Source organism: Halobacillus sp. ABD4_316 (assembly GCF_056161385.1).
In genome coordinates this window covers 1273945-1295335 of record NZ_JBSWZA010000001.1, presented here as the reverse complement: position 1 = coordinate 1295335, position 21391 = coordinate 1273945, and the positions used below count along the sequence as shown (strand labels likewise).

18 protein-coding genes and 1 other annotated feature are annotated in these 21391 nt (G+C 46.9%); of the genes, 10 read left to right on the top strand and 8 right to left on the bottom strand.

The genetic code is table 11. The annotated features are described in order from the left end of the window. Window positions 1-19: 19 nt before the first annotated feature. From ACXAJH_RS06955 to ACXAJH_RS06940, 4 genes are all read right to left on the bottom strand, one after another. Window positions 20-1192 (bottom strand): acetoin utilization protein AcuC, encoded by a 1173-nt coding sequence (locus ACXAJH_RS06955; RefSeq protein WP_474993426.1) that lies wholly within the window; start codon window positions 1190-1192, stop codon window positions 20-22. Then, window positions 1182-1835: an acetoin utilization AcuB family protein gene (locus ACXAJH_RS06950; RefSeq protein ID WP_474969215.1), complete on the bottom strand. Its 654-nt coding sequence runs from the start codon at window positions 1833-1835 to the stop codon at window positions 1182-1184. The genes ACXAJH_RS06955 and ACXAJH_RS06950 overlap by 11 nt, the downstream gene beginning before the upstream one ends. 5 nt (window positions 1836-1840) lie before the next feature. After that, window positions 1841-2488, bottom strand: a complete 648-nt coding sequence (locus ACXAJH_RS06945; RefSeq protein ID WP_474969214.1) for a GNAT family N-acetyltransferase — start codon at window positions 2486-2488, stop codon at window positions 1841-1843. 119 nt (window positions 2489-2607) lie between these two features. Next, window positions 2608-5721 (bottom strand): transglycosylase domain-containing protein, encoded by a 3114-nt coding sequence (locus ACXAJH_RS06940; RefSeq protein WP_474969213.1) that lies wholly within the window; start codon window positions 5719-5721, stop codon window positions 2608-2610. Between the two features lie 124 nt (window positions 5722-5845). Further along, window positions 5846-6048 (top strand) — a binding site (T-box leader). A gap of 80 nt (window positions 6049-6128) precedes the next feature. On the opposite strand from ACXAJH_RS06940, the gene tyrS reads away from it, so the two are divergent. Both tyrS and ACXAJH_RS06930 read left to right on the top strand, forming a co-directional pair. Then, window positions 6129-7394, top strand: coding sequence for a tyrosine--tRNA ligase (gene tyrS / locus ACXAJH_RS06935; protein ID WP_474993425.1), 1266 nt, complete (start codon window positions 6129-6131; stop codon window positions 7392-7394). Between the two features lie 66 nt (window positions 7395-7460). Continuing rightward, complete coding sequence (locus ACXAJH_RS06930; RefSeq protein ID WP_474969211.1) at window positions 7461-7925, top strand: GNAT family N-acetyltransferase; 465 nt, start codon at window positions 7461-7463, stop codon at window positions 7923-7925. A gap of 37 nt (window positions 7926-7962) precedes the next feature. Here ACXAJH_RS06930 and rpsD read toward each other — a convergent pair whose 3' ends face one another. After that, a complete protein-coding gene (gene rpsD / locus ACXAJH_RS06925) occupies window positions 7963-8565 on the bottom strand; it encodes a 30S ribosomal protein S4 (protein ID WP_027955125.1) in 603 nt (200 codons plus the stop codon). Between the two features lie 374 nt (window positions 8566-8939). Between rpsD and ACXAJH_RS06920 the strand changes: the two genes are divergently transcribed. Further along, entirely contained in the window at window positions 8940-10832 is a 1893-nt protein-coding gene (locus ACXAJH_RS06920) for a sensor domain-containing diguanylate cyclase (RefSeq protein ID WP_474993424.1), read from the top strand. 86 nt (window positions 10833-10918) lie between these two features. Here ACXAJH_RS06920 and ACXAJH_RS06915 read toward each other — a convergent pair whose 3' ends face one another. Then, window positions 10919-11398 (bottom strand): GAF domain-containing protein, encoded by a 480-nt coding sequence (locus ACXAJH_RS06915; RefSeq protein WP_474969209.1) that lies wholly within the window; start codon window positions 11396-11398, stop codon window positions 10919-10921. Window positions 11399-11518: 120 nt separating this feature from the next. Between ACXAJH_RS06915 and refZ the strand changes: the two genes are divergently transcribed. Beyond that, window positions 11519-12121: a forespore capture DNA-binding protein RefZ gene (refZ, locus tag ACXAJH_RS06910; RefSeq protein ID WP_474969208.1), complete on the top strand. Its 603-nt coding sequence runs from the start codon at window positions 11519-11521 to the stop codon at window positions 12119-12121. Here the strand turns inward: refZ and hisJ are convergent. Then, window positions 12102-12914 (bottom strand): histidinol-phosphatase HisJ, encoded by an 813-nt coding sequence (gene hisJ, locus ACXAJH_RS06905; protein WP_474969207.1) that lies wholly within the window; start codon window positions 12912-12914, stop codon window positions 12102-12104. The genes refZ and hisJ overlap by 20 nt on opposite strands. 158 nt (window positions 12915-13072) lie before the next feature. Between hisJ and ezrA the strand changes: the two genes are divergently transcribed. From ezrA to ACXAJH_RS06880, 5 genes are all read left to right on the top strand, one after another. Then, entirely contained in the window at window positions 13073-14764 is a 1692-nt protein-coding gene (gene ezrA / locus ACXAJH_RS06900) for a septation ring formation regulator EzrA (RefSeq protein WP_474969206.1), read from the top strand. Window positions 14765-14775: 11 nt separating this feature from the next. Then, window positions 14776-15090 carry a hypothetical protein gene (locus ACXAJH_RS06895; RefSeq protein ID WP_474969205.1) on the top strand — a complete coding sequence of 105 codons (315 nt, stop codon included), beginning with the start codon at window positions 14776-14778 and terminating at the stop codon, window positions 15088-15090. A gap of 140 nt (window positions 15091-15230) precedes the next feature. Continuing rightward, window positions 15231-16370, top strand: coding sequence for a cysteine desulfurase family protein (locus ACXAJH_RS06890; RefSeq protein WP_474971140.1), 1140 nt, complete (start codon window positions 15231-15233; stop codon window positions 16368-16370). 7 nt (window positions 16371-16377) lie between these two features. Beyond that, window positions 16378-17589 (top strand): tRNA uracil 4-sulfurtransferase ThiI, encoded by a 1212-nt coding sequence (gene thiI / locus ACXAJH_RS06885; protein ID WP_474993423.1) that lies wholly within the window; start codon window positions 16378-16380, stop codon window positions 17587-17589. A gap of 106 nt (window positions 17590-17695) precedes the next feature. Beyond that, on the top strand, window positions 17696-19285 hold the full coding sequence (locus ACXAJH_RS06880) for an amidohydrolase (protein WP_474993422.1): 1590 nt from the start codon (window positions 17696-17698) through the stop codon (window positions 19283-19285). Window positions 19286-19332: 47 nt separating this feature from the next. Here ACXAJH_RS06880 and ACXAJH_RS06875 read toward each other — a convergent pair whose 3' ends face one another. Further along, window positions 19333-20136 carry an NAD kinase gene (locus tag ACXAJH_RS06875; protein WP_474969201.1) on the bottom strand — a complete coding sequence of 268 codons (804 nt, stop codon included), beginning with the start codon at window positions 20134-20136 and terminating at the stop codon, window positions 19333-19335. A 230-nt stretch (window positions 20137-20366) separates the two neighbouring features. Between ACXAJH_RS06875 and ACXAJH_RS06870 the strand changes: the two genes are divergently transcribed. After that, complete coding sequence (locus ACXAJH_RS06870; protein WP_474993421.1) at window positions 20367-21353, top strand: class I SAM-dependent methyltransferase; 987 nt, start codon at window positions 20367-20369, stop codon at window positions 21351-21353. Window positions 21354-21391 lie beyond the last annotated feature (38 nt).

Sequence of the window (21391 nt, the reverse complement as noted above, 5' to 3'; positions counted from 1 at the left end):
TAAGTAGTGGCTTTTTTTACTACAAGGAATTGAATTTCTTTTGGTTATGAATCAGCTGCAGTGCTTTTTCCAACAGCTTATTGTTCTTTTCTGTAATTTCTTCTCTTCTCGGTATAGGTTTGAAAGCGTTTGGTGGATCGTTCCATGCATCGGGTAGAGAAACGGGGGATTCTTTTTCCCATTTCTTCAGCCATTCGACAGGGAGGGGACCTGTAAAAGGTTCTTCTTCCAACATAACTTTCCAAATTTGAGCCCAAGCTCTCGGGACAACACGCCAGATGTCATACCCGCCCCCGCCAAGTGCCACCCAGCGCCCTTCACAGTATTGATGAGCCAGTTCATGGGCAATTGCAGGTATGCGCTCGTAAATGGCCATCGTTGAGCTTAGATGGGTCAGAGGATCAAGGAAATGAGCATCCGCCCCGTTCTGCGTAATAATGATGTCGGGCTTGAAATAATCGGTAATTTCCTTGAAAGCGGATTCATAAACGTGCAGAAATGACTCATCCTCAGTGAAGGCATCGATTGGCAGGTTAAAAGAATATCCGTATCCTTCTTTCAATCCTCGTTCATTCACATGTCCTGTACCGGGAAACAGGTACCGCCCTGTTTCGTGGATGGACAGTGTACAGACGTTGGGATCATCGTAAAAGGCCCACTGTACGCCATCCCCGTGATGAGCGTCTGTATCAACATAAAGGACCTTGTAATCGTATTTCCGGCGGATGTATTTAATACCTACGGCTCCGTCATTGTAAATACAGAAGCCTGAGGCTTTGCGTTCAAATCCATGATGGAGGCCGCCTCCCAGATTAAGGGCGTGTGTGACATCACCGTCAAGAACCGCATCAATAGCAGACAATGTACTGCCTACAAGCAGCTGTGAAGCTTCATGCATACCTTCAAACATTGGTGTATCTTCTGTTCCTATTCCGTATTCAAGCCCTTCCTCTTCCGACAATTTACCTTCTGATGCTTTTTTCACCGCCTGGATATATGCTGGACTGTGGGCAAGACGGAGTTCTTCCTCTGTTGCCATTCTGGGAGTGATCAAGTGATTTTCCTCAAGCATGCCTGCTGCATCCAGAAGTTCCTTTGCCAGGACGACTCTCATCTGATTGAAAGGATGGTCATCCCGGAACCGATAGGAAGTGAAATCGTTGGAGTATACAAATCCTGCTTTACAAGTCATAGGGACTCTCCGGCTTCTTAGGCCACAAAACTTCATAGCCTGCTTCCTCCAGATCTTCAACGGTGGGAAGTGGGTTCATCGTCTGAATCCGGACCACGACGACTTTGTACTTGGCATCCGGCTTGTAAGGATAAATGAGGATGGAGCTGATATTCACTTTGCGTTTTCCGAATACTTGCGTCACTTGAGGAAGAATCCCTGGTTTGTTCATGACTTTCACTTCAATCTGGGAACTCTGGACGTGGGTGCCCGTTAATTGAATCAACGTATAGAGCATGTCTTTTTCCGTTACAATTCCGACCAGTTTCCCGTCTCTGGTGACAGGAACACAGGCAATTTCCTGTTCATAAAAGATGGAAGCTGTTTCTTCGACAAAATCAAGAGGGTGCACGGTCGTCACCGGATAAGTCATGATGGAGCGGATCGGATACTGCAGTTCCTCCTGTCCGGTGTCTTCTTCCAAAATCGATGGACTGGCATCTCTGACATCACGGTCAGAAACAATACCTATGACAGCCCGGTCCTCGTCTATAATAGGGATATGCCGGATATGGTGTTCATGGAGAAGTTTCAACGCTGTTTCAATCGTTTCATCCGGAGTAAGTGTAATCACCTGGTCCTTCATGATTTCTTCTACTAACAATTCCGCTACCTCCTCAGCTGGCGATTTCGGTGCCTCGTTAAAAAGCGCAGTTGATCAAATGTCTCTACTGATGATTCAGGAACCCGGCTGCCTACTCTGACCATAAGGCAGTTGGCTGGGTGGGATATGATTTCAGGATCATCGGTGGGGGAAGGGGTCAATCCGCCTGCAGCCATCATCTTTTCCATGACCTTTCGATAATCCCATATGTTCAGCCCTGTTCCTTTCAAGTCCCAATGCCAGTAATATTCAGTGGAAATGATAATGTAATTTTCCATATAGTCATCCATCATGGAAAGTTTCAAGAGACGTGAGCCAATCCGGTACCCGCGAAACTTCGGGCTGACTTCAATGGCGCCCAGTTCAATCAAATCTTCCATGTTTCCTTCCGACCACCGTTCCAGGGGGTCTGGATGCAGGTAGGTCACATAGCCGATGATCTCTTCGCTGTTTCTTGCAATGATGATCCGGCCTTCTTCGAAATCCGCGATGCTCTTTACAGCTTCAAATTGTTTTTCCGGCGGTCGGAAAGCGACAAGGCCTTCGTTAAACGTAAAATGTGATAATTCTTCTGATGTCAGCGGTCCTTCAACAATAATCGGCCCATGCTCAGAGCTGAAGGATTCGCTGTAATAAGTTTTTTCATGATTCATTCAGTCACCACCTGAAAAAGAGATTCATAGAGCGATTGCTTCTATTATACAACAAAATATGGGATTGTTAATTGTTCTCCAAAAAGAAAACCAGCCCATGATGGGCTGGTTTGATTCATTTATTCTTGATTTTCCGTTGTTTCATCTCCGCTGGACTCGTCGCTGTTTTCGTTATCTGCGTCTTCTTCCGGTGGTGTATCGCTTGAACCATCATCGGAATTACCTTCTGAGTCATCAGATTCGCCGCTTTGATTATTGTCATTAGCGGAATCATTATTCTCTTCTGTACTTTCATTTGACTCGTCTGCATTGGAGTCGTTCGTGTTTTCATCGTTGTTGCCATTGTTACCTTCGCTGCTGTTTTCACTACTGGAATCATTCGTATCCTCTTCTGGTTCCGGCTCTGGTTCCGGTTCCGGCTCAGGGTCCTGCTCCGGCTCCGGTTCAGGCTCCGGCGCCCCTGGATTTCCGACCGTCACGGAAGAGGAAAGACTGGATGATTGACCGAAATAATCCACCGATCGAACCGCGTAGACACCTTCGCCTGAAAGGCTGTACGACGTGTTCACTGTGCTGCCAAGCAGGGAATAGCTGCCACCCGGCTCAGAAGCGCGGTAGACCCGGTACCCGACGACATCGCTGCTTCCGGATGCATTCCAGCTGATGGTTGACCCGCTGGCAGAAACCGATCCCGGAGCGGAGGGCGCATTGCCATCATTATCAATAGACGACACGGTTGATCCGATGGAAGAAGAGGAAGGCAGAGCTACATTGCTCCATCGAGATGAATTAGGAATTAATTCACTTAATTCTTCAGAGGAAGTCAACCCTTCCTCTTCCAGCCATTCAGGACTCAATGTGACACCGCCGCCGTCTTTGACGAATTCACGCGGAGTATCCGGTCCAGCGATAACCAATTTATCTTTCACGCGTACGAAGTCGCCGCCGATCAAGCTGTCATCGACTTTTGATGGAGCATAGTCGGCATCAAAAATGTCACTGTCTACAAGGCCTGCGGATGAGCATAAGTCAGAAGGCAGCATTCCTGATGTCGCACAGTAGGAACTCGTTACAAGCCCGCCCGGGTTCTCGAAATCATTGCTTGGAGCCATCAGTTCCGGACGTAATTCCGTGACTGCATTGACTACATCGGCCCACAGCCCCTGTGTCCGCTGGTTGTAGTTCATGTTCTGCATGTTGCCTTCATCAAACCCTGTCCACATTCCGACAGAGACATTCGGGTTCGTAGCAACAAACCAGGAGTCTTTCGTTGCCTGTGATGTCCCGGTTTTACCCGCCCACTCGACACCGCGGTTAGCGAGCAGCCCGCGTACACGGGAGCCTGTCCCGTAATCGAGTACATCTTTCATGACATCCAGGGTAAGGTAGGAGGCCTGCGGACTGAACACCTCTGTTTCTTCCGCTTCGTGCTGATAGACGGTCTCCCCGTCCTTCGTTTCAATTTTTTCAATCATATACGCATCGACGAATTTACCCATGTTGGCAAAAGTAGCAAATGCATTCACATTCTGTTCGACGGATATGCCGTAGGTTAATGCGCCGAGGGCCATGGATTCATTCGTATAGTCATCCTTGTGTAATCGATCTTTCATCCCCATTTTCTCTAAATAACTTTTTACTGGGTTATCGCTCTTAATCTCATTGTACTGTTTAACAGCTGGCACATTATAGGACTGGGCCAGCGCATATCGGGCACTGACAAAGCCTTTATGGCTTCTGGAGAAGTTCCTTACCTCTGTACCGCTGTCGTAATAATAAGGGACATCGGCAATAACGGATCCCGGCTGGGCAGCCCCCATGTCAAAGCTCGGACCATAGACGAGCAACGGCTTCATCGTACTACCGTTGGAACGGTAGGCCTGTGTGGCATGGTTGAGGTTTGTCTCATCAAAGTCATGTCCGCCAATAAACCCGTGAATTTTCCCTGTGGAGTTTTCTATTATTACGCTGCCAAGCTGGAGGGAAATATCTTTGGTATCCCCTGTAGGATCTCCGTTTTCATCACGGATGGGAACGGTTTTCACTGGCCAGTTGGATGAATAGGAGTCTTTTACATCCTGCATCGCATCATAAACTTCTTTATCCAGTGTTGTATGGATTTGATAACCGCCGGAGGACATTTCCCGCTCCGCCAGTTCATCGTACTCCCGGGCCAGTTCTTCATCATCGTCCAGGTCTTCCTGGGTATGACCGTTTTCTTTCATTAAGTAATCTTTAATGAGACCTCTAGCACGACTCTGTACTTCCTGGTTGATGGCGGGGTATTGGCTGATTGCTGTTGGTTTAGCATCAGCCAGCGTTTCATCGTTCAACGAGAAAGTCATCGCCTCGTCGTATTCCGCTTTTGTAATGTATTCCGCTTCCAGCATACGTTCGAGCACTTCGTGCATCCGGTCTATGCCGGGTTCCAGTCCTTCTTCGTCCTTAATCGTCCCATCATTGTTGAAAGGGGTATAACCGAAGGGGGATTGTGGCAGGCCGGCAATAAAAGCCGATTGGGCCAAGGAGAGTTCACCGGCATTTACGCCGAAGATGCCCTGGGCAGCTGTCTGTACACCCGCTACGTTCTGCCCGTTCGCATTCCGCCCGAACGGGACGATGTTCAAGTAAGCTTCGAGTATTTCTTCTTTTTCAAAGAAACGCTCGATCCGGAGGGCAATGAGCATTTCCTTGGCCTTCCGCTCAAATGATACTTCGTTCGTTAAAATCTGGTTTTTAACGAGCTGCTGAGTCAGTGTACTTCCACCGGTTTTCACGGAGGAGTTCGTCACTTCCTGAACGACCGCACGCATGACGGCTTTCGGGACAACACCCTGGTGCTCTTTGAAATACTCGTCTTCCGTAGCGATGACGGCATTTCTTAAATAATCACTGACTTGATCGAGCTCAACGACCTCCCGGTACAGGTCGGAACTGACATCTCCAATTTCTGTTTCGTCCGTGAATAACATCGTCGACGTCTGCGAATAATTGTAAATATCATCTTCCATATCCGCCTGGCTCCGTACCGGCTCATCCTTTACGAGGGAGGCAAAGTATCCAGCTCCGACACCGCCGGCGAAAAACAAACCGATCACACCGATAATGATAAAAAATAAGATGACGTTCCAAACGACATCGTATGTGATCCGAGTGTTTTTCTGTATACGCCCCTGCTCCCATAAAGAGCGGAAATCTATCTTATTTCGACCGTTCTTCTGGTTATTAGACATGAATAAAACCTCCTAAAAAATCCAACAATATTATAACATACCCCTCTGTATTAAGACACGACGGGACTTGGGGATTTTGTTGCATTTTTTTCTGGGATGTGTTAAATATAGTACATAGTTTCATAAGTGTGCGTGGATGGATTGAAGTAGAATGAAGATCCCTGTTGCAGAGAGCTGACGGTTGGTGCGAGTCAGTACATATTGGATTTCGAATTACGACCCGGAGCATCTTCTGGTAGGAATCAGAAGACGGTGGAAACCGTTATCGATAGAAGTGGCACGTTTTATGTGCAACAAGGGTGGTACCGCGAAGACCTCGTCCCTTTTTCAGGGATGGGGTCTTTTTTGTGTTCCGAATCTGAAACCACAGCTTAATGGAAGTTATGACAAGTAGAGGAGTGTTTGTAATGAAATTATTAGAGGATCTGCATCAGCGGGGACTGGTCAATCAAATGACGGATGAAGAAGGCCTGCAAAAGCATTTGGAGAACAATCAGGTGACATTGTACTGTGGGTTTGACCCAACGGCTGACAGCCTGCATATCGGCCACCTGCTTCCTGTACTGATGTTGAAAAGGTTCCAGGTAGCGGGTCACCGTCCGATTGCTCTTGTCGGTGGTGGAACAGGGATGATCGGAGACCCAAGCGGACGGTCATCAGAACGTCAATTGAACAGTGCTGATGTTGTGAAAGGATACAGCGACCGTATCAAGGATCAGCTTGCTAAGATCCTTAACTTTGATGATGGGGAAAATGCTGCTGTCGCACGCAATAACCACGACTGGCTTTCTCAAATGTCAATCATCGACTTTCTACGTGATACAGGGAAGCACTTTGGCGTCAATTACATGCTGGCAAAGGATTCCGTGGAATCCCGGATTGAACAGGGGATCAGCTTCACAGAATTCAGCTACATGATTCTACAGTCCCTGGACTTCCAACAGCTGTATCAGAAAGAAAACTGTACGCTGCAGATCGGCGGCAGTGATCAGTGGGGAAACATTACAGCGGGTCTTGAACTTCTGCGCCGTTCTACAGCGGGGGAGGAAGAAGTAGAAGCTTACGGACTGACTGTTCCTCTTATTACGAAAGCAGATGGATCCAAATTCGGAAAAACTGCGGGTGGAGCGGTTTGGCTTGATCCTGAAAAAACTTCTCCATACGAGTTTTACCAGTTCTGGCTCAATGCAGATGACCGTGATGTGATCCGTTACTTGAAGGTCTTTACATTCATGGGCATGGATGAAATTTCAGCACTTGAAAAAGAGCTTCAGGAGCGTCCGGAAAAACGTGTGGCGCAGCGCCGACTTGCAGAGGAAATGACGAAGCTTGTCCATGATGAAAAAGCACTTCAGCAGGCGGAGCGTATTTCAGAAGCTTTATTCAGCGGCGATATCAAAGCTCTCACAGGGGAAGAAATTGAACAAGGCTTTAAAGATGTCCCGTCCTTTACGTCTGAATCCAAAGACCCTCAGCTGCTTGATTTGTTGGTAGATGCCGGGATCTCATCGTCCAAGCGCCAGGCGCGGGAAGATATCAGCAACGGTGCAATTTACATCAATGGGGAGCGGAACCAGGATCTGAAACATACCATTCAGCAGGAAGAACGGATGGAAGACCGCTTTACGATCATTCGTAGAGGGAAGAAGAAGTATTTCCTTATCCGTTACTAATATCACGAAAAAAGCAGGGATTCCCCTGCTTTTTTCTATAATGAAACCGGGAGGCACGATGAATCGATGGGTGAAAACCAAGGGTTGATAAGAGAAGCTGCAGCAGGAGATGCGCCGCAGTTGAAAACTTGTATGCAAAAAGCATACAGGGTTTATGAAGAACGGATGAAAGGAAAAAGACTTCCACCATTGGATGTAGATTATGAAGAAGAGATCGCCTCCTATCCCGTATGGGTAATAGAAAGGGAAGGGGAAATCATAGGTGCTGTTATTCTTACGTTTGACTTCTCCTGCACACAGGTCGCCAACATTGCTGTGGATCCGGATTATCAAGGACGGGGGTTAGGTCGGAAGCTTTTGGATTTTGCAGAGCAGCAGGCCCTTGATCGTGGGTGTGTGGAAATGCGCCTGGCCACGCATGTACTCCTGAAAGAAAATGGAGCGTTCTATACAACCATGGGATGGGAGGAAGTAGGAAGGGATGACGCCCGTGTTTTCTTCAAGAAATCTTTAAGCATCAAGGATAAATAAAAAAACCGCCGGGAAAGGCGGTTTTTTTGAAAAGCTATTAACGAGAGTAGAATTCAACGATAAGAGCTTCGTTGATTTCAGATGGAAGCTCAGAACGCTCAGGGAAACGAGTGTACGTACCCTCACGCTTGTCTTCGTCGAAAGTAAGGTATTCTGGAACGAAGTTGTTCACTTCGATCGCCTCTTCTACGACGTTAAGCTTTTGAGATTTTTCGCGAAGGCTGATCACTTGACCAGGAGCTACGCGATAGGATGGAATGTCAACGCGGCCGCCATTAACAGTAACGTGACCGTGTGTAACAAGCTGACGCGCCTGGCTGCGTGTACGTGCAAGACCGAGACGGTACACAAGGTTATCCAGACGAGATTCAAGAAGAATCATGAAGTTCTCACCGTGGATACCTTTCATATTTCCGGCTTCTTCGAACATGCGGCGGAATTGACGCTCAGTCAAGCCGTACATGAAACGAAGCTTCTGCTTCTCTTGAAGCTGAAGACCGAATTCAGAAAGTTTTTTACGTTGGTTAGGACCGTGTTGTCCTGGTGCGTAAGGGCGCTTTTCAAGCTCCTTACCTGTTCCGCTTAAAGAAATACCATAGCGACGTGATTTTTTCCAAGTTGGACCTGTATATCGTGCCATAGGAATTTCCTCCTTTTTATTTTATTTCGCATAAAATAAAAACAGTGTGTCCTGCTTCCATTGCTCATTATGTTTTCATGCACCATCGCCCCAGCAGCAGAGGGTTACACGATGCACCTCCTTAGAGGAACAAAATGATAACAACGGCGGCTCACATAGGCTGCCATTTATTTTACACAACGAATATTATATAAAGAATAATAGAGGAAGTCAAGGTGTTCTCTGCTTTTTTCATTAAAGATTTTCAACGTATACCGCGTGTCTGCTGTCACAGCACATTGGATTGTCATTTTTTACATATACATATCTGTTTTTGGGTATAAAGAGATGGTACAATATACTTAAAAGTGTGTGCGGGAAGACAGGTGAATCGGATGAGTGTCCCATGCTCTATCGAAATGAAGTTTAACCGCTTGAACAGTCGTCTCTTTGAATGGATGATGACTGAGACGCCCCCTGCGTTTGAACCATTCCTCATCAGGCTGATGAAGGAAATGAAGGATTTTATGCACGCAGAGGGCACAGCCTGCTACATGTTTCATCAATGGAGAGGCGTGTATCAGCTTTACAGACAAGAAGATACACCCGTCTATTTTCATCAATCCTTTGCCATGGCTGCTGCACCCGGTCCGGAAGAGGAGATGGCTGCTCCTTCTATAAAGCGGCATATGCTGACACAACCTGGTCATGATGATCAGGTGATTGTCCTTCCTTTGAAAAAAATGGGAGAAGTCGTCGGGTATCTGGCTTTCACTTACAGAACTAAAGCTTCTTCTCTGATGCCTTCCTCCGATCTGAAAGCTGCAGCTGAAAGCTTGGAGAAGATTATAGAAAAAGCGGATGCCTTTTATACGATGAAGGAAGAGAAGAGAATGTTTGACCGTCTTTTGAATGTGACCGCTCACTTTCATTCCTCTATCGATATACAAACCGTGTTAAAGGAGATCATTGCGACGCTTTCTGAAGTGTACCCATCCTTTCAATACCATCTTCACCTTTCTCAGGAGTTTGAGGAAATGGCTGACGTGCCTGTGTACGTCCTCTCCTATAATGAAAGCTTCAGCAGCAATCCGGGTCTTCAGGCTTTTATCACAGGGGAATTTCGAATCATTGAAAATCCGAATGGGCAGGAGTTCTTATTATATGCACCGCTTAAAGGGAGGCAGGGGGTGTATGGCGTGCTTCAGATTACTATTCCCTATCCCCTTCCCATCAGGGGGAAAGAGGTGGAGTTCTTCATACAAATTGCCGGTACGGCGGGAAAGGCATTTGAGAATGCACGTTTATATGAGCAGGCCCGGAAAAAGAATAATGACCTCCAAATTATTACCGCAGCCTCCCGGCGTTTGAATTCCTATACCAAACTGTCGGAAAAGGCGGCATTTATGGTAGAACAGATCCAGGAAGTTTTTCAAGCAGACGAGGCAGGCTTTCTTACCTATGCAGGGGAAGGGGGAGCGAGCGTCCTGGAAGGCAGTTCCAACTACTTCGCGTCGGTTTTCAATCTTGAAGAAGTTTCAGCTATCCAATCGCTGTTCGAAAGGGAGGGCGGCGGTCCGGTTTTTATCAGTGATCTTCATGGGGAGAGTGCGGATGTCCTTCATCCTTACCGATCACTGATGGCGGTTCCCATGAAGGATCATCAACAACAAACCGGGTTTGCGGTCGTCCTGCATAAGAAACCGTCTTTTTTCTCCTTTGATTCCTTTAAGCTTCTGCAGTCCCTTGTTCAACATTCGGCTCTAGCCTTTGCCAATTCCATCCTTCAAGAGGAACTGGAACGAACAGTGATCACCGATTACTTAACAAAACTTCATTCCAGGATTTATCTGGATGATCGTTTGGATAAGCACATCAAGGAAGATGAGCAGGGGCATTTAATATTGGTAGATATCGATCATTTCAAAGCGGTGAATGACACGTATGGACATCAGACAGGAGACGAAGTCATCTGCCAGGCTGCGGCGGTGATCCAGGAGGAAATGGCTGGTTCTTCCGGCCTGGCCGCGCGCTGGGGTGGGGAGGAGCTGGCCGTGTATTTCCCTTCGACCAGTGCAGGAGAGGCCTTTCAAATCACGGAAAGTATCCGTGAGCGAATCGCTTCAGAGACCCATCCAGGGGTCACCGTATCCTGCGGGTTTGCCTCCTGGAAAGCGATACATGGCAGACCGGAAAGGAAAGCGCTTATCCTTCAAGCCGACCGCGCCCTCTATCAAGCAAAAAAAGCAGGACGGAACTGCACTAAAAAAAATGATCCAGATATTTAACCTATATGTTCTTGGTATCAGCGAGTTCAAAGGAGAGATAGATATAAAAAGTCCCGTTCTTTTATAGAACGGGACTTTTTTGTCTATTAAATATAGTGTTGTAGAGTTTCCACGAACTCGACCAGCTTCTGCTCGTCCACTTCATCGAAGCGGCCTTTAGAAGGACTGTCGATATCCAGAACGCCGTAAATGTCTCCGTTTTTAACAATGGGAACGACAATTTCGGACTGACTGGCTGCATCGCAGGCAATATGGCCCGGGAAAGCGTGGACATCTTCTACGCGCTGAACTTTTCTTTCAGCGACGGCTGTCCCGCATACGCCTCTTCCAGAGGGGATGCGTACACAGGCGGGCATACCCTGGAATGGTCCGAGCACAAGCTCGTCTTCTTTCCATACATAAAAGCCGACCCAGTTTACATCATCGAGGAACTGGTTGAGCAGAGACGATGCGTTGGAAAGGTTGGCCACAGCATCTTTTTCATCCTCGATCAAGGCTTTCAACTGCTTATTAAGCAGATCATACTGCTGCTCTTTTGTACCTGAATAAGTCATGGATTGGAACATCATAGACCTCCTAATCATTTTTATTCGACAAAACATGGGAGATTTGTCGGGATTTGCAGGGCGATTCTAAGCAGGATTTCCCAAGATTATAGAGAATCCTATCCCGAGGGGGAAAAAATAATGAATCGACCGAATGGAACACGCAACAAAGTGTTGGACGTAGCCTGCCGCCTATTCTACAGCCAGGGGTTTAATGGAACATCGGTCAGAGATATTGCTAAGGCAGCCAATGTGAATGTTTCATTGATCCATTACTACTTCAAAAGCAAGCAGGGCCTTTTTGAATCGCTCGCTGTCAGTTACTTTGAACCCTATCTTGAAATGCTTGAAAGTGAGCAGCCCTCTGAGGATGGCAGCCGTCTTCATTCGTTAGTGAAGCAAATTCTACATTATAAACAGACTCATTATCAACTATCCTGTCTCTTAAACCGGGAGCTTTCCCTGAATACCGTTTTCGCCAGGGAAATGCTCGTCACCTATCTGGCTAAGGAAAATCATTTGTTCACGCAGATTTTATTTGATAAACATTCCCACATTGAAGTGACCTTCAAAGAGAAGCTCTGCCTTTTACAGCTGAAGGGGCTCTTGAATGCCCCCTTCACGATGCCTCATGAATTTAAAGATCCGTTTATTACAGAAGCCTCCATTGACCATTTTGTTGAGGTATACAGCGACTTAATGAATGAACATCAATCAGTACAGCTTATCGCGGCCAGGGTTTGATCAAGGAATGATCAACAGCGTCCCAGCCCTGCTTCAAAGCAGAAGCGGTATGGGCATCCGATCCATAAATCAATGGAATTCCCATGGAAGAAGCCTCCCGGGCGATGGCAAGCGGCGGGTAGGTTTCTTTACAGTGGTTTTTTTTCATTCCTGCCCCGTTATAATCGAGTTCAAAGCCATGTTCCCTGACCAGGGCCAAAAAGCGGGAAGCACTGGCCGGCCATTCTTCCGGACCGGGATAAAGCTTCTGAAACTTCCTTACTAAAGTCATGTGGCCGATCCGTTTTGGTTTATGAGAGCCTAAGGGGGTTCGAACGGATTGGGCAAGGGCTTTGTAATAGGCGTGGTAGAGAGCCTCTATGCTTCCGAAGTCTGCCGCTGCCTCTTCGAACATATCCGGACTGTAATCGATACAGTACCACGCCCTGTTCCCTTTGAGAAAATGGACGGAGAGGATGCTGTCGTCCAGTTCCGGACCATAGGTGTCAAGAAACGATGAGATTTCCTTCTCGTACCCTTCGATATAATCCACTTCGAGTCCTTTCAAAATCGTGAGGTCCTTTTTGTATTGTTTCTGCAGCCCGGCCAGATCCGCCAGGTAGTTTTCCAGGTCTTCGATTGTCATGCTGCTGTCTTTAGCTGGTGCGGGATCTGTAAAGGAATCAGGAAGAGGAGCGTGTTCGGTGAACGTCAACGCCGAATATCCTGCTTTTATGGCATTTTCTATATAACTTTCAAGCGAATCCTTCGACCCGTGAGGGCAGTAGGGAGTATGGATGTGACCATCTTTCATCCGGCCGTCCTCCTTTAATAGAATTTTTTGTCAGTACACTAATAATTTTGAAATAATTTAGCCAAAAGGCTGTTTTACATGGTATCATTATAAACAACTAAATCACATATCGGAACGTAATTCATCCGTAGGACATGTTTATTGTAAGGAGGCTATTTATGAAGTACGTCATAGGGGCTATATTACTACTTATTGCAATGTTCATCATCGGGCTGATTTGGCGTAAAAAGGTCTATGATGAAGTGGATCGTCTGGAAGGTTGGAAAATGGATATTATGAACCGGCGCGTAACGGAGGAATTATCCAAAGTAAAAAACCTGAACCTTTCCGGCGAGACACAAGAAAAGTTCGAAACATGGCGTGAACGTTGGGATCAAATCCTTACAAAAGAACTGCCCGAACTGGAAGAATACCTTTTTGACGCAGAGGAAGCGGCCGACAAATACCGGCTGAAGAAAGTCAGGTCCGTGATTGAAAATACTGAAAAGAAACTGGAATCGATTGAAGAAGATATAAAAACGATGCTGACAGAATTGGAATATCTTCTGAACTCTGAAAAAGAGAGCCGTGTGGAAATTGAATCCATCGCTCCTGAATTGAAAGAATTGACGAAACGTCTGATCCAGAACCGTCACCAGTACGGGAAAGCCGTCAGTTTTTTTGAAAAAAGGGTGGATGCACAGAAAGAAAAGCTGTCCCAGTTTGAACAGCTGACAGAGCAGGGGGATTACCTGGAGGCCAATAAACTGGTGCAGACCGTTAAGGAAGAGACCGTCCTGCTTCAGGAGGATGTAGAAGCTTTCCCCGAACGGTACCGTAAAGTGAAAGTTGAACTTCCGGAACAGCTGAGGGAGTTGAAAAGCGGAATCGAGGAAATGAAAGCAGAAGGCTATCGGATTACCCATTTCGAATTTCTGCCGGAAATACATAAACATGAGCGCACACTGACTGAAGCTTTTGAAAAGCTGGAGCAAGGGGATCAATCCGATGTTCAGGAAGCTGTAGAAGCCATTGAGTCCAGGATCCAGGAGATGTATCAGGTGCTGGAAGGCGAAGCCGTTGCTCATCAATATGTAGAAAAACAGTTTGAACCTCTTAAAGCGAAGCTGGATGAGCTGGAAAGCATGTTGAGTGTGACAGAACAAGAACTGAATGAGCTGCTTGTAACCTATCAGCTCGAAGAAGATGATGTGGAATCCCACCAAGGATTGAAAAACTGGTTCAATCAGCTGAGAAAGAAAATGATCAGTCTCGAATTCAAGCGCCAGGATGGGGAAACCGCCTATTCCGAACTGCGTGATGATCTGGAACAGCTGCAGAAACAGACCGCTGACCTCCAGGAGAAACATGCATTCTTCCAGGAGCGGGTGGAAAACCTGAGGAAAGACGAACGCGAGGCGAAGCAGCAGTTGAGAAAAATGGAAGAGCTGTTGATGGAAACCCACCGTCGTCTCAAGAGGAGTAATATCCCGGGAATTCCTGTTTTTATCTTTGAAGATATGAAAGCAGCGAGTGAAAAAGTGGATGAAGTTTTTCAAAACCTGGAGAAACAGCCCCTGGATATGAATGATGTTCACGCATCTTTAGACGAAGCGGTTGAACTGGTGGAAAAACTGAGAAACGATGCTGAAAAGGTAATGGATAAAGCTCATTTATCAGAGCGCCTCATCCAACATGGGAATCGATATCGGAGCAAGCATCCACTGCTGGCGGCTAAGCTGCTTGAAGCTGAAGAGAAATTCCGCTCCTATCAGTATGACGAAGCTTTAACTCTGGCGGCTGAAGCGGTAAAAGAAGTAGACCCCGGAGCGCTTGAGAAAATGGAAGCAGAAGAAGAAATGCTTGTCTAGGACGTGGATGCATGAGAAAAAAACTGCTAATAGGCTTATCCGCAGGTGTCGTCCTCCTATGGACAACAGTACTTGTTTTTCTCCTCCTGCCTGGTGACAGCGGACGTCTTCCCGCATCGGAACACAGCTACAGCCGGCTGGACGACGGAGTGGAGGAAAAGCTGATGAAGCAGACGGATAGTGAGAACCCGTCCGTCATCCTATCAGGTCAGCCTGAAGATATTTTGGGAAGCATGGAATACACGCAGTCCTGGGTGGATGATGTGACGGAAGATGGAAAGCTGAGTATAGATACGATCCTGGAACATTTGGATTCAATGGAATAAGCCGTCTTCCGGTGAAAAAGGCATCTGCAGTCCTGCAGATGCCTTTTTTTGCGGGGCTGCGGCGGGGGCCGGCTGTTTCATTTCTGCCGTTGGTGTGGTAGAATTATGGACTGCAATTTGAAAAAAAGGAGTCAAAGCCAATGATATACTTGGATAACAGCGCGACGACCCAGCCTTATCCGGAAGTGCTGGCAAGTTTCCAGAAAGCCGCAGAGCAGTATTTCGCCAATCCTTCCTCCATTCACAGTCTGGGAAGTGAAGTGGAGCGGCTGCTTGATCGTTCCCGAAAGCAGGCAGCCAGTCTGCTGCATGTGGACCCGAATGAGGTGATCTTTACCTCTGGTGGTACAGAGGGGAACAATATGGCGGTGAAAGGGGTGGCTCTGCAGCATCAAAATAGAGGAAAACATCTGATTACAACTTCTATTGAGCACCCATCTGTCATGGAAGCTTTTCGAGCCTTGGAGTCATTGGGCTTTGAAGTTACCTATATAGATGTAAATCGAAACGGCCTTGTAGATGCTGGAGCTGTTATGAATGCCGTCAGGCCGGATACCATTTTAGTCAGTGTGATGTCTGTAAATAACGAGCTGGGTTCCATTCAGCCCATTAAGGACATCGGACAGAAACTGAAAGCACATCCGAAAATTCACTTTCATGTAGACCATGTCCAGGGACTTGGTAAAATCGATCTTCCCATGAATGAATGGGGCATTGATTTGTGTACCATTTCGGGTCATAAAATTCATGGTGTGAAAGGGACCGGAGCCCTTCTTGTCCGGAAGCGTGTTTCCTTATTCCCAATGCTTCATGGGGGAAGCCAGGAAGCTGAATTGAGAGCGGGTACCGAGAACCTCCCTGGAACGGTAGCCTTTGTTAAAGCCCTCCGCATCCTGAAGGAAAAAGAGCACCACCACCGGGACCATTTATGGAAGTTGAGATCCCGGCTGAGGGAAGCCTTAAGGAAACGGTCCTATTGTGTGTTGAACTCTCCAGAGGATGGCGTTTCCCACATTACGAATTTTTCTATACCCGGCTTGAAACCTGAAGTGGTCATCCACGCATTAGGGGAGAAAGAAATTTATATTTCGACCAAGTCCGCCTGCTCCTCCAAGCAGCCGGATGTGAGTGCTGTCCTGAAGGCTTGTAATTTTGATTATGACCGTACCACATCAGCGTTAAGAGTCAGTTTTTCTTCACAGAATACGGAAGAGGATATTAAACAATTTGTAGATGCACTGGATGAAGCTGTCCATCACTTACAAGCTGCAATGAGGTGAGCAATCAATGAAATTCGATCGTATTATGATCCGTTATGGTGAAATGGCGTTAAAAGGAAAAAATAAAAAGTTATTTGAACAGAAGCTGAAGTACAATTTGTCGGGTAAACTCAAGGAGTTCCCTGAAACGACGATTGAAAAGACCCAGGGGCGTATGTATGTACACTTAAATGGAGAGCATCCTCAGAAGGTTATGGAAGCGTGCCAGAAGGTATTTGGGATTCACAGCCTGAGCTTTGCTGTGAAGGTTGAGCAGACAGAGGAAGCGATGAAAGATGCTGTTCTGCTGGCTTTTCGTGATGCTGAGGGAGCCCGGACCTTTAAAATCTCTTCCAAGCGAACGGACAAATCATTCCCGCTTCCATCCCAGGAAATCAACCCGATGCTTGGCGGGCATATCCTTAGGAACACAGACGGTGTCACGGTCGATGTCCACCATCCTGACGTAGAGATCAAAGTGGAGGTCCGCCACGAAGGTGTCCTCATCACGGCACGTGATTATCCGGGAGCCGGCGGTCTTCCGGCGGGTACGACAGGAAAGAGTCTGCTGATGCTTTCCGGAGGAATCGACAGTCCTGTGGCCGGTTATTTGACGATGAAGCGCGGGGTGGAACTTGAAGCGGTCCACTTCCATTCTCCGCCTTATACGAGTGAACGTGCGAAACAGAAAGTGATTGATCTTGCCCAGGAACTGGCTAAGTTCGGAAGCAAGGTGAAAATCCATGTCATCCCGTTCACAGCTGTTCAGCAGAAGATTCACCGTGAAATGCCGTCCGGGTACAGCATGACGATTACGAGACGGATGATGATGAGAATAAGTGAGAAAATCGCGGAGCAGCAGGGAATTCTGTCCATAACGACAGGCGAAAGTCTTGGTCAGGTGGCCAGCCAGACGATGGAGAGTATGAACACCATCAATGAAGTAACCAATTACCCTGTGATCCGTCCACTTGCAGCGATGGATAAGCTTGAAATCATTGATATTTCCCGGAAAATAGGAACGTATAATATTTCGATCCGTCCATTTGAAGACTGCTGTACGGTCTTCGTACCAAAAGCGCCGAAAACAAAACCGACAAGAGCGAATGCAAATTACTACGAATCCAATACCGACTTTTCGGAAGATCTTGAGAAGGCGGTCCGTGAATCCTACACCATCGAAGTCGATGCGCAGGGAAGTACGGACCAGCAGGAAGACGCTTTTGATGATCTCTTATAAGCTCTTGAAACCCTGACCTATCCTAGGTCAGGGTTTTGTTTACAGTTCTCTTTTTTTCCTGAATATGTTATAGATAGTAGTAAATGAAAAGAGAGGAAGTGTTGGCATGAAGCTTTGGTATGGTGGAAAAATTTATACCCTGACAGCTGAAGACGCCTGGGTGGAATCTGTTGTGACCGAAGGCGGGCGCATAAAAGCTGTAGGGGATACTCAGGATTTGTTTGAATCCTATAAAGATGATATTAAGGAAGAAATCGATCTGAAGGGCGCGGTGATGTACCCTGGTTTTACAGACAGTCACCTGCACATCCTCGGTCACGGCGAACGGCTGATGCGTCTGGATTTATCTTTTATGAAATCGGCCGAGGAAGTCAAGCAGGCCCTTCAGCTGCACGCGGAACAGCTTCCTGAAGGTGAATGGATTATCGGGGATGGCTGGAATGAGAACCAGTGGGAGGAAAAGCGGATCATACATAAGGACGAACTGGACGAAATCTCCAGAGATCATCCCATGATGCTTACGCGGGTCTGTCGTCATGCTCTGCTTGCCAATACAAAAGCCATGGAGCTTGCGAAGGTTACAGATCTTACTCCCGATCCTCAGGGAGGGGTGGTCGTTAAAGATGAGTCCGGACGTGTGACCGGATATTTCCATGATAAAGCTCAGGATCTGATCAAATCAGCCATGCCTGAGGTTACACCGGAATATTTAAGGAAAGCAGCAGATCTTGCGGTCAAGGATATGCATGCCTTCGGACTTGTCGGTGGTCACAGTGAGGATTTGAACTATTACGGAGGATTCAAAAGAACCTATGACGCCTTTTTGGATGTGATTGACGGGAAAACAACAAAGTTCAGGGCCCACCTGCTCATTCATCACGGTGTAATCGAGCAGGTGGATGCGTATGGGCTTGGATTCAAACAGGGAACGGACTTTGTAGAACTGGGAGCGTTGAAAATTTTTTCTGATGGAGCTCTTGGAGGACGGACAGCCTGGTTGAAACAACCTTATGCGGATGATCCGGACAATTATGGGGTAGCCATCCATACGCAGGAGGAACTGGACACCCTCGTCGGCGAAGCACGGAAGCGGAACATGCCTGTGGCCGTTCATGCTATCGGAGACGGAGCGGTGGAAGCTGTAGCAGATGCAGTAGCCAGAAATCCTCTCAAGACAGGCGAGCGTGACCGTATCATTCACGCCCAGATTTTAAGCAGTGAATTGATTCATAAGCTTCAGCATTTGAACGTCGTTCTGGATATTCAGCCGACCTTCGTAGCTTCTGACTTTCCGTGGGTGATGGAAAGGCTTGGGAACATGCGTCTGAAAAACTCGTATTCGTGGAAAACGCTTCTGGATGCCGGCCTTACGTGTGCCGGTGGATCGGATGCTCCAATTGAAGAAATTAATCCGCTTCTTGGAATCCGGGCTGCGGTGGACCGCCGAGCTTCCTATGATCATGAAGTGTACCAGGCAGAAGAAAAGCTGAGCGTTTATGAAGCCGTCAGTCTGTATACGAAAGGAAGTGCAGAAGCGATTCATAAAGAGGGAGAGCAGGGGATGATCCAGCCTGGATTCACCGCTGACTTTACAGTGCTGGACAGAGACCTCTTTGCACTGAAATCGCATGAACTTGCAGATGCAAAAGTGACGATGACAGTGGTCGACGAAGATATTGTCTATCAGCGCTCCTGATATCAAAGGCCTCCACGGATATTTTCCGCGGAGGCCTTTTGTGATGGTTATAGGAATGTGCGTTTCACACGATCCCAGTACGTATTATTTTTAAGCTTGACCGTTTTGATCACTTTTTCACTGAGGTTTACTGTAACGTCATGGATGTTTCGGATGGAGAACGCTTCATTGTCCATGCCGATAATCGGGTAGTCGTTTCCATCTTGTCTGACTTTAAGGTTCAAGGTTCTTTCTCCACTGAGGATGAAGGATGAACCGAGGGTCCGGTAACGGTTGTTATTCAAGGAGGCAAGCTCACTGATTTGGAAGCACGGGAGTTTTGGATCGACAACGGCTCCATTGATGGATTTGTTGTAGGCTGTACTTCCAGTTGGAGTGGCGATGATCAATCCGTCTCCCCGGAACGTTTCAAAATGAAGATCATCAATATACACATCAATGACAATGGATTTAATCAATGTCGACCGTACACTGCATTCATTCAGGCAGGAGAAGGTGGATTCATCGTTGATGGTGGTATCGATAACAGGGAAGCGCCGTACCTCTACTTCTGCATTTTTCATGGCTTCGATCATTTCATCGTGATCATCAATATTAAAGTCACAGTACAGGCCGGCTTCATTCTCACTGCGGATCCCTACATACAGGCAGTCCTGCCGGAATCCCGTTTTTCTGACAGCTTGAAGAAAGGCCCCGTCTCCTCCGACAGCAATAATGATATTGGCGTCATTAGATTCTTCGACAATCTGGAAGTCATTGTCTCTTGCCAGTTGGAAGAGCGCCTCTAATTTATCCTGAAGTTCGCTTTTTTGATGATAATAAAAGTATAGGTTTCTACGTTGATCTGTCATCATGACTCCTCCTTTAAGTTGTACAGCTTCAGCCATATCATATCATTTCAAAAGTGTAAGCGCACACAGTTTTCAAATAAATCGGGAAAGTTTCACATTGTTGAATTACGGCATGGTTTTCGTTATGGTTAGTTTAGACCATAATGGAACAAGTACGTAAACGGGCGCATTTTGTTATTGACAACGTGCGTCATTTCTTTGGAATTTTACGGAGAAGGAGTCTAATAGTTATGAAGCAGGAACATGTAGAACAACTATTTCAATGGATTGATGATACAGCAACAACGATTTCAGAGGATATGAATATTACCTACCTCGAATCCATTGCGGAAACAATGGATGTATTATTCAACGGTCAGCCGTTTGATGACATGAGTGAAAACCTTCAAACGTATTTGACAAATGAATTGACGAAAGTGAATAAGGACAATCATGAGAAGGAAGAAATCCGGAAAGCTGTTCAGCTGGCGATTCTGAAAGGGATGAAAGGAGCCACACAGCAGCAGCACTTGATCACTCCGGATTCTGTCGCGATGTTTATGGGGTATCTCGCCTCCCGCTTGTTTGAAGGCGAGGAGGAATTGAAAATCTTCGATCCGGCTGCGGGAAGTGCCAACTTGATTACGTCGGTGATGAACCAGCTTGACATGACGGTGAACGCTTATGCCAGTGAAGTGGATCCTACATTGATCCAGCTGGCAGTCACCAACGCCAACCTGCAGAAAAACAAGATTGAGTTCTTCCACCAGGACAGCCTGGCCCCGTTTTTAATGGAGCCTGTTGATTTTGTTATGGGAGATCTTCCGGTGGGTTACTATCCGGATGACGCGCAGGCAGCGAAGTATGAGTTGAAAGCAGAAGAAGGCCTTTCCTACGCTCATCACTTATTCATTGAACAGGGACTGAACTACACGAAAGAAGGCGGGTACCTGATGTTCATCGTGCCGAACTTCCTGTTTGAAAGCGATCAGTCCAAAGCTTTGAATGCCTACCTGCGTGAACACGCCCATATTGTAGGAATGCTTCAGCTTTCTGATTCTCTCTTTAAGGATGAGAAGCACGGCAAGAGCATACTAATCCTGCAGAAGAAAGGGAAGGATACAAAAGCGCCGAAACAGGCCCTTCTTGTGAAACTGCCGTCCTTTAAAAATCCAAATGGTATGGCGGATATCCTCAGTCAAATGAACGCCTGGTTTGATGAATATAAAAGTCGGTAATTGTGAGAAAATAATGAATATAACAAGTAAACGTTAAC

Coding starts and splice junctions, on each gene's coding strand:
- ACXAJH_RS06955 (WP_474993426.1), bottom strand. CDS start 1,192: ATGACTTGTAAAGCAGGATTTGTATACTCCAACGATTTCACTTCCTAT.
- ACXAJH_RS06945 (WP_474969214.1), bottom strand. CDS start 2,488: ATGAATCATGAAAAAACTTATTACAGCGAATCCTTCAGCTCTGAGCAT.
- ACXAJH_RS06940 (WP_474969213.1), bottom strand. CDS start 5,721: ATGTCTAATAACCAGAAGAACGGTCGAAATAAGATAGATTTCCGCTCT.
- tyrS (WP_474993425.1), top strand. CDS start 6,129: ATGAAATTATTAGAGGATCTGCATCAGCGGGGACTGGTCAATCAAATG.
- ACXAJH_RS06930 (WP_474969211.1), top strand. CDS start 7,461: ATGGGTGAAAACCAAGGGTTGATAAGAGAAGCTGCAGCAGGAGATGCG.
- rpsD (WP_027955125.1), bottom strand. CDS start 8,565: ATGGCACGATATACAGGTCCAACTTGGAAAAAATCACGTCGCTATGGT.
- ACXAJH_RS06920 (WP_474993424.1), top strand. CDS start 8,940: ATGAGTGTCCCATGCTCTATCGAAATGAAGTTTAACCGCTTGAACAGT.
- ACXAJH_RS06915 (WP_474969209.1), bottom strand. CDS start 11,398: ATGTTCCAATCCATGACTTATTCAGGTACAAAAGAGCAGCAGTATGAT.
- refZ (WP_474969208.1), top strand. CDS start 11,519: ATGAATCGACCGAATGGAACACGCAACAAAGTGTTGGACGTAGCCTGC.
- hisJ (WP_474969207.1), bottom strand. CDS start 12,914: ATGAAAGATGGTCACATCCATACTCCCTACTGCCCTCACGGGTCGAAG.
- ezrA (WP_474969206.1), top strand. CDS start 13,073: ATGAAGTACGTCATAGGGGCTATATTACTACTTATTGCAATGTTCATC.
- ACXAJH_RS06895 (WP_474969205.1), top strand. CDS start 14,776: ATGAGAAAAAAACTGCTAATAGGCTTATCCGCAGGTGTCGTCCTCCTA.
- ACXAJH_RS06890 (WP_474971140.1), top strand. CDS start 15,231: ATGATATACTTGGATAACAGCGCGACGACCCAGCCTTATCCGGAAGTG.
- thiI (WP_474993423.1), top strand. CDS start 16,378: ATGAAATTCGATCGTATTATGATCCGTTATGGTGAAATGGCGTTAAAA.
- ACXAJH_RS06880 (WP_474993422.1), top strand. CDS start 17,696: ATGAAGCTTTGGTATGGTGGAAAAATTTATACCCTGACAGCTGAAGAC.
- ACXAJH_RS06875 (WP_474969201.1), bottom strand. CDS start 20,136: ATGACAGATCAACGTAGAAACCTATACTTTTATTATCATCAAAAAAGC.
- ACXAJH_RS06870 (WP_474993421.1), top strand. CDS start 20,367: ATGAAGCAGGAACATGTAGAACAACTATTTCAATGGATTGATGATACA.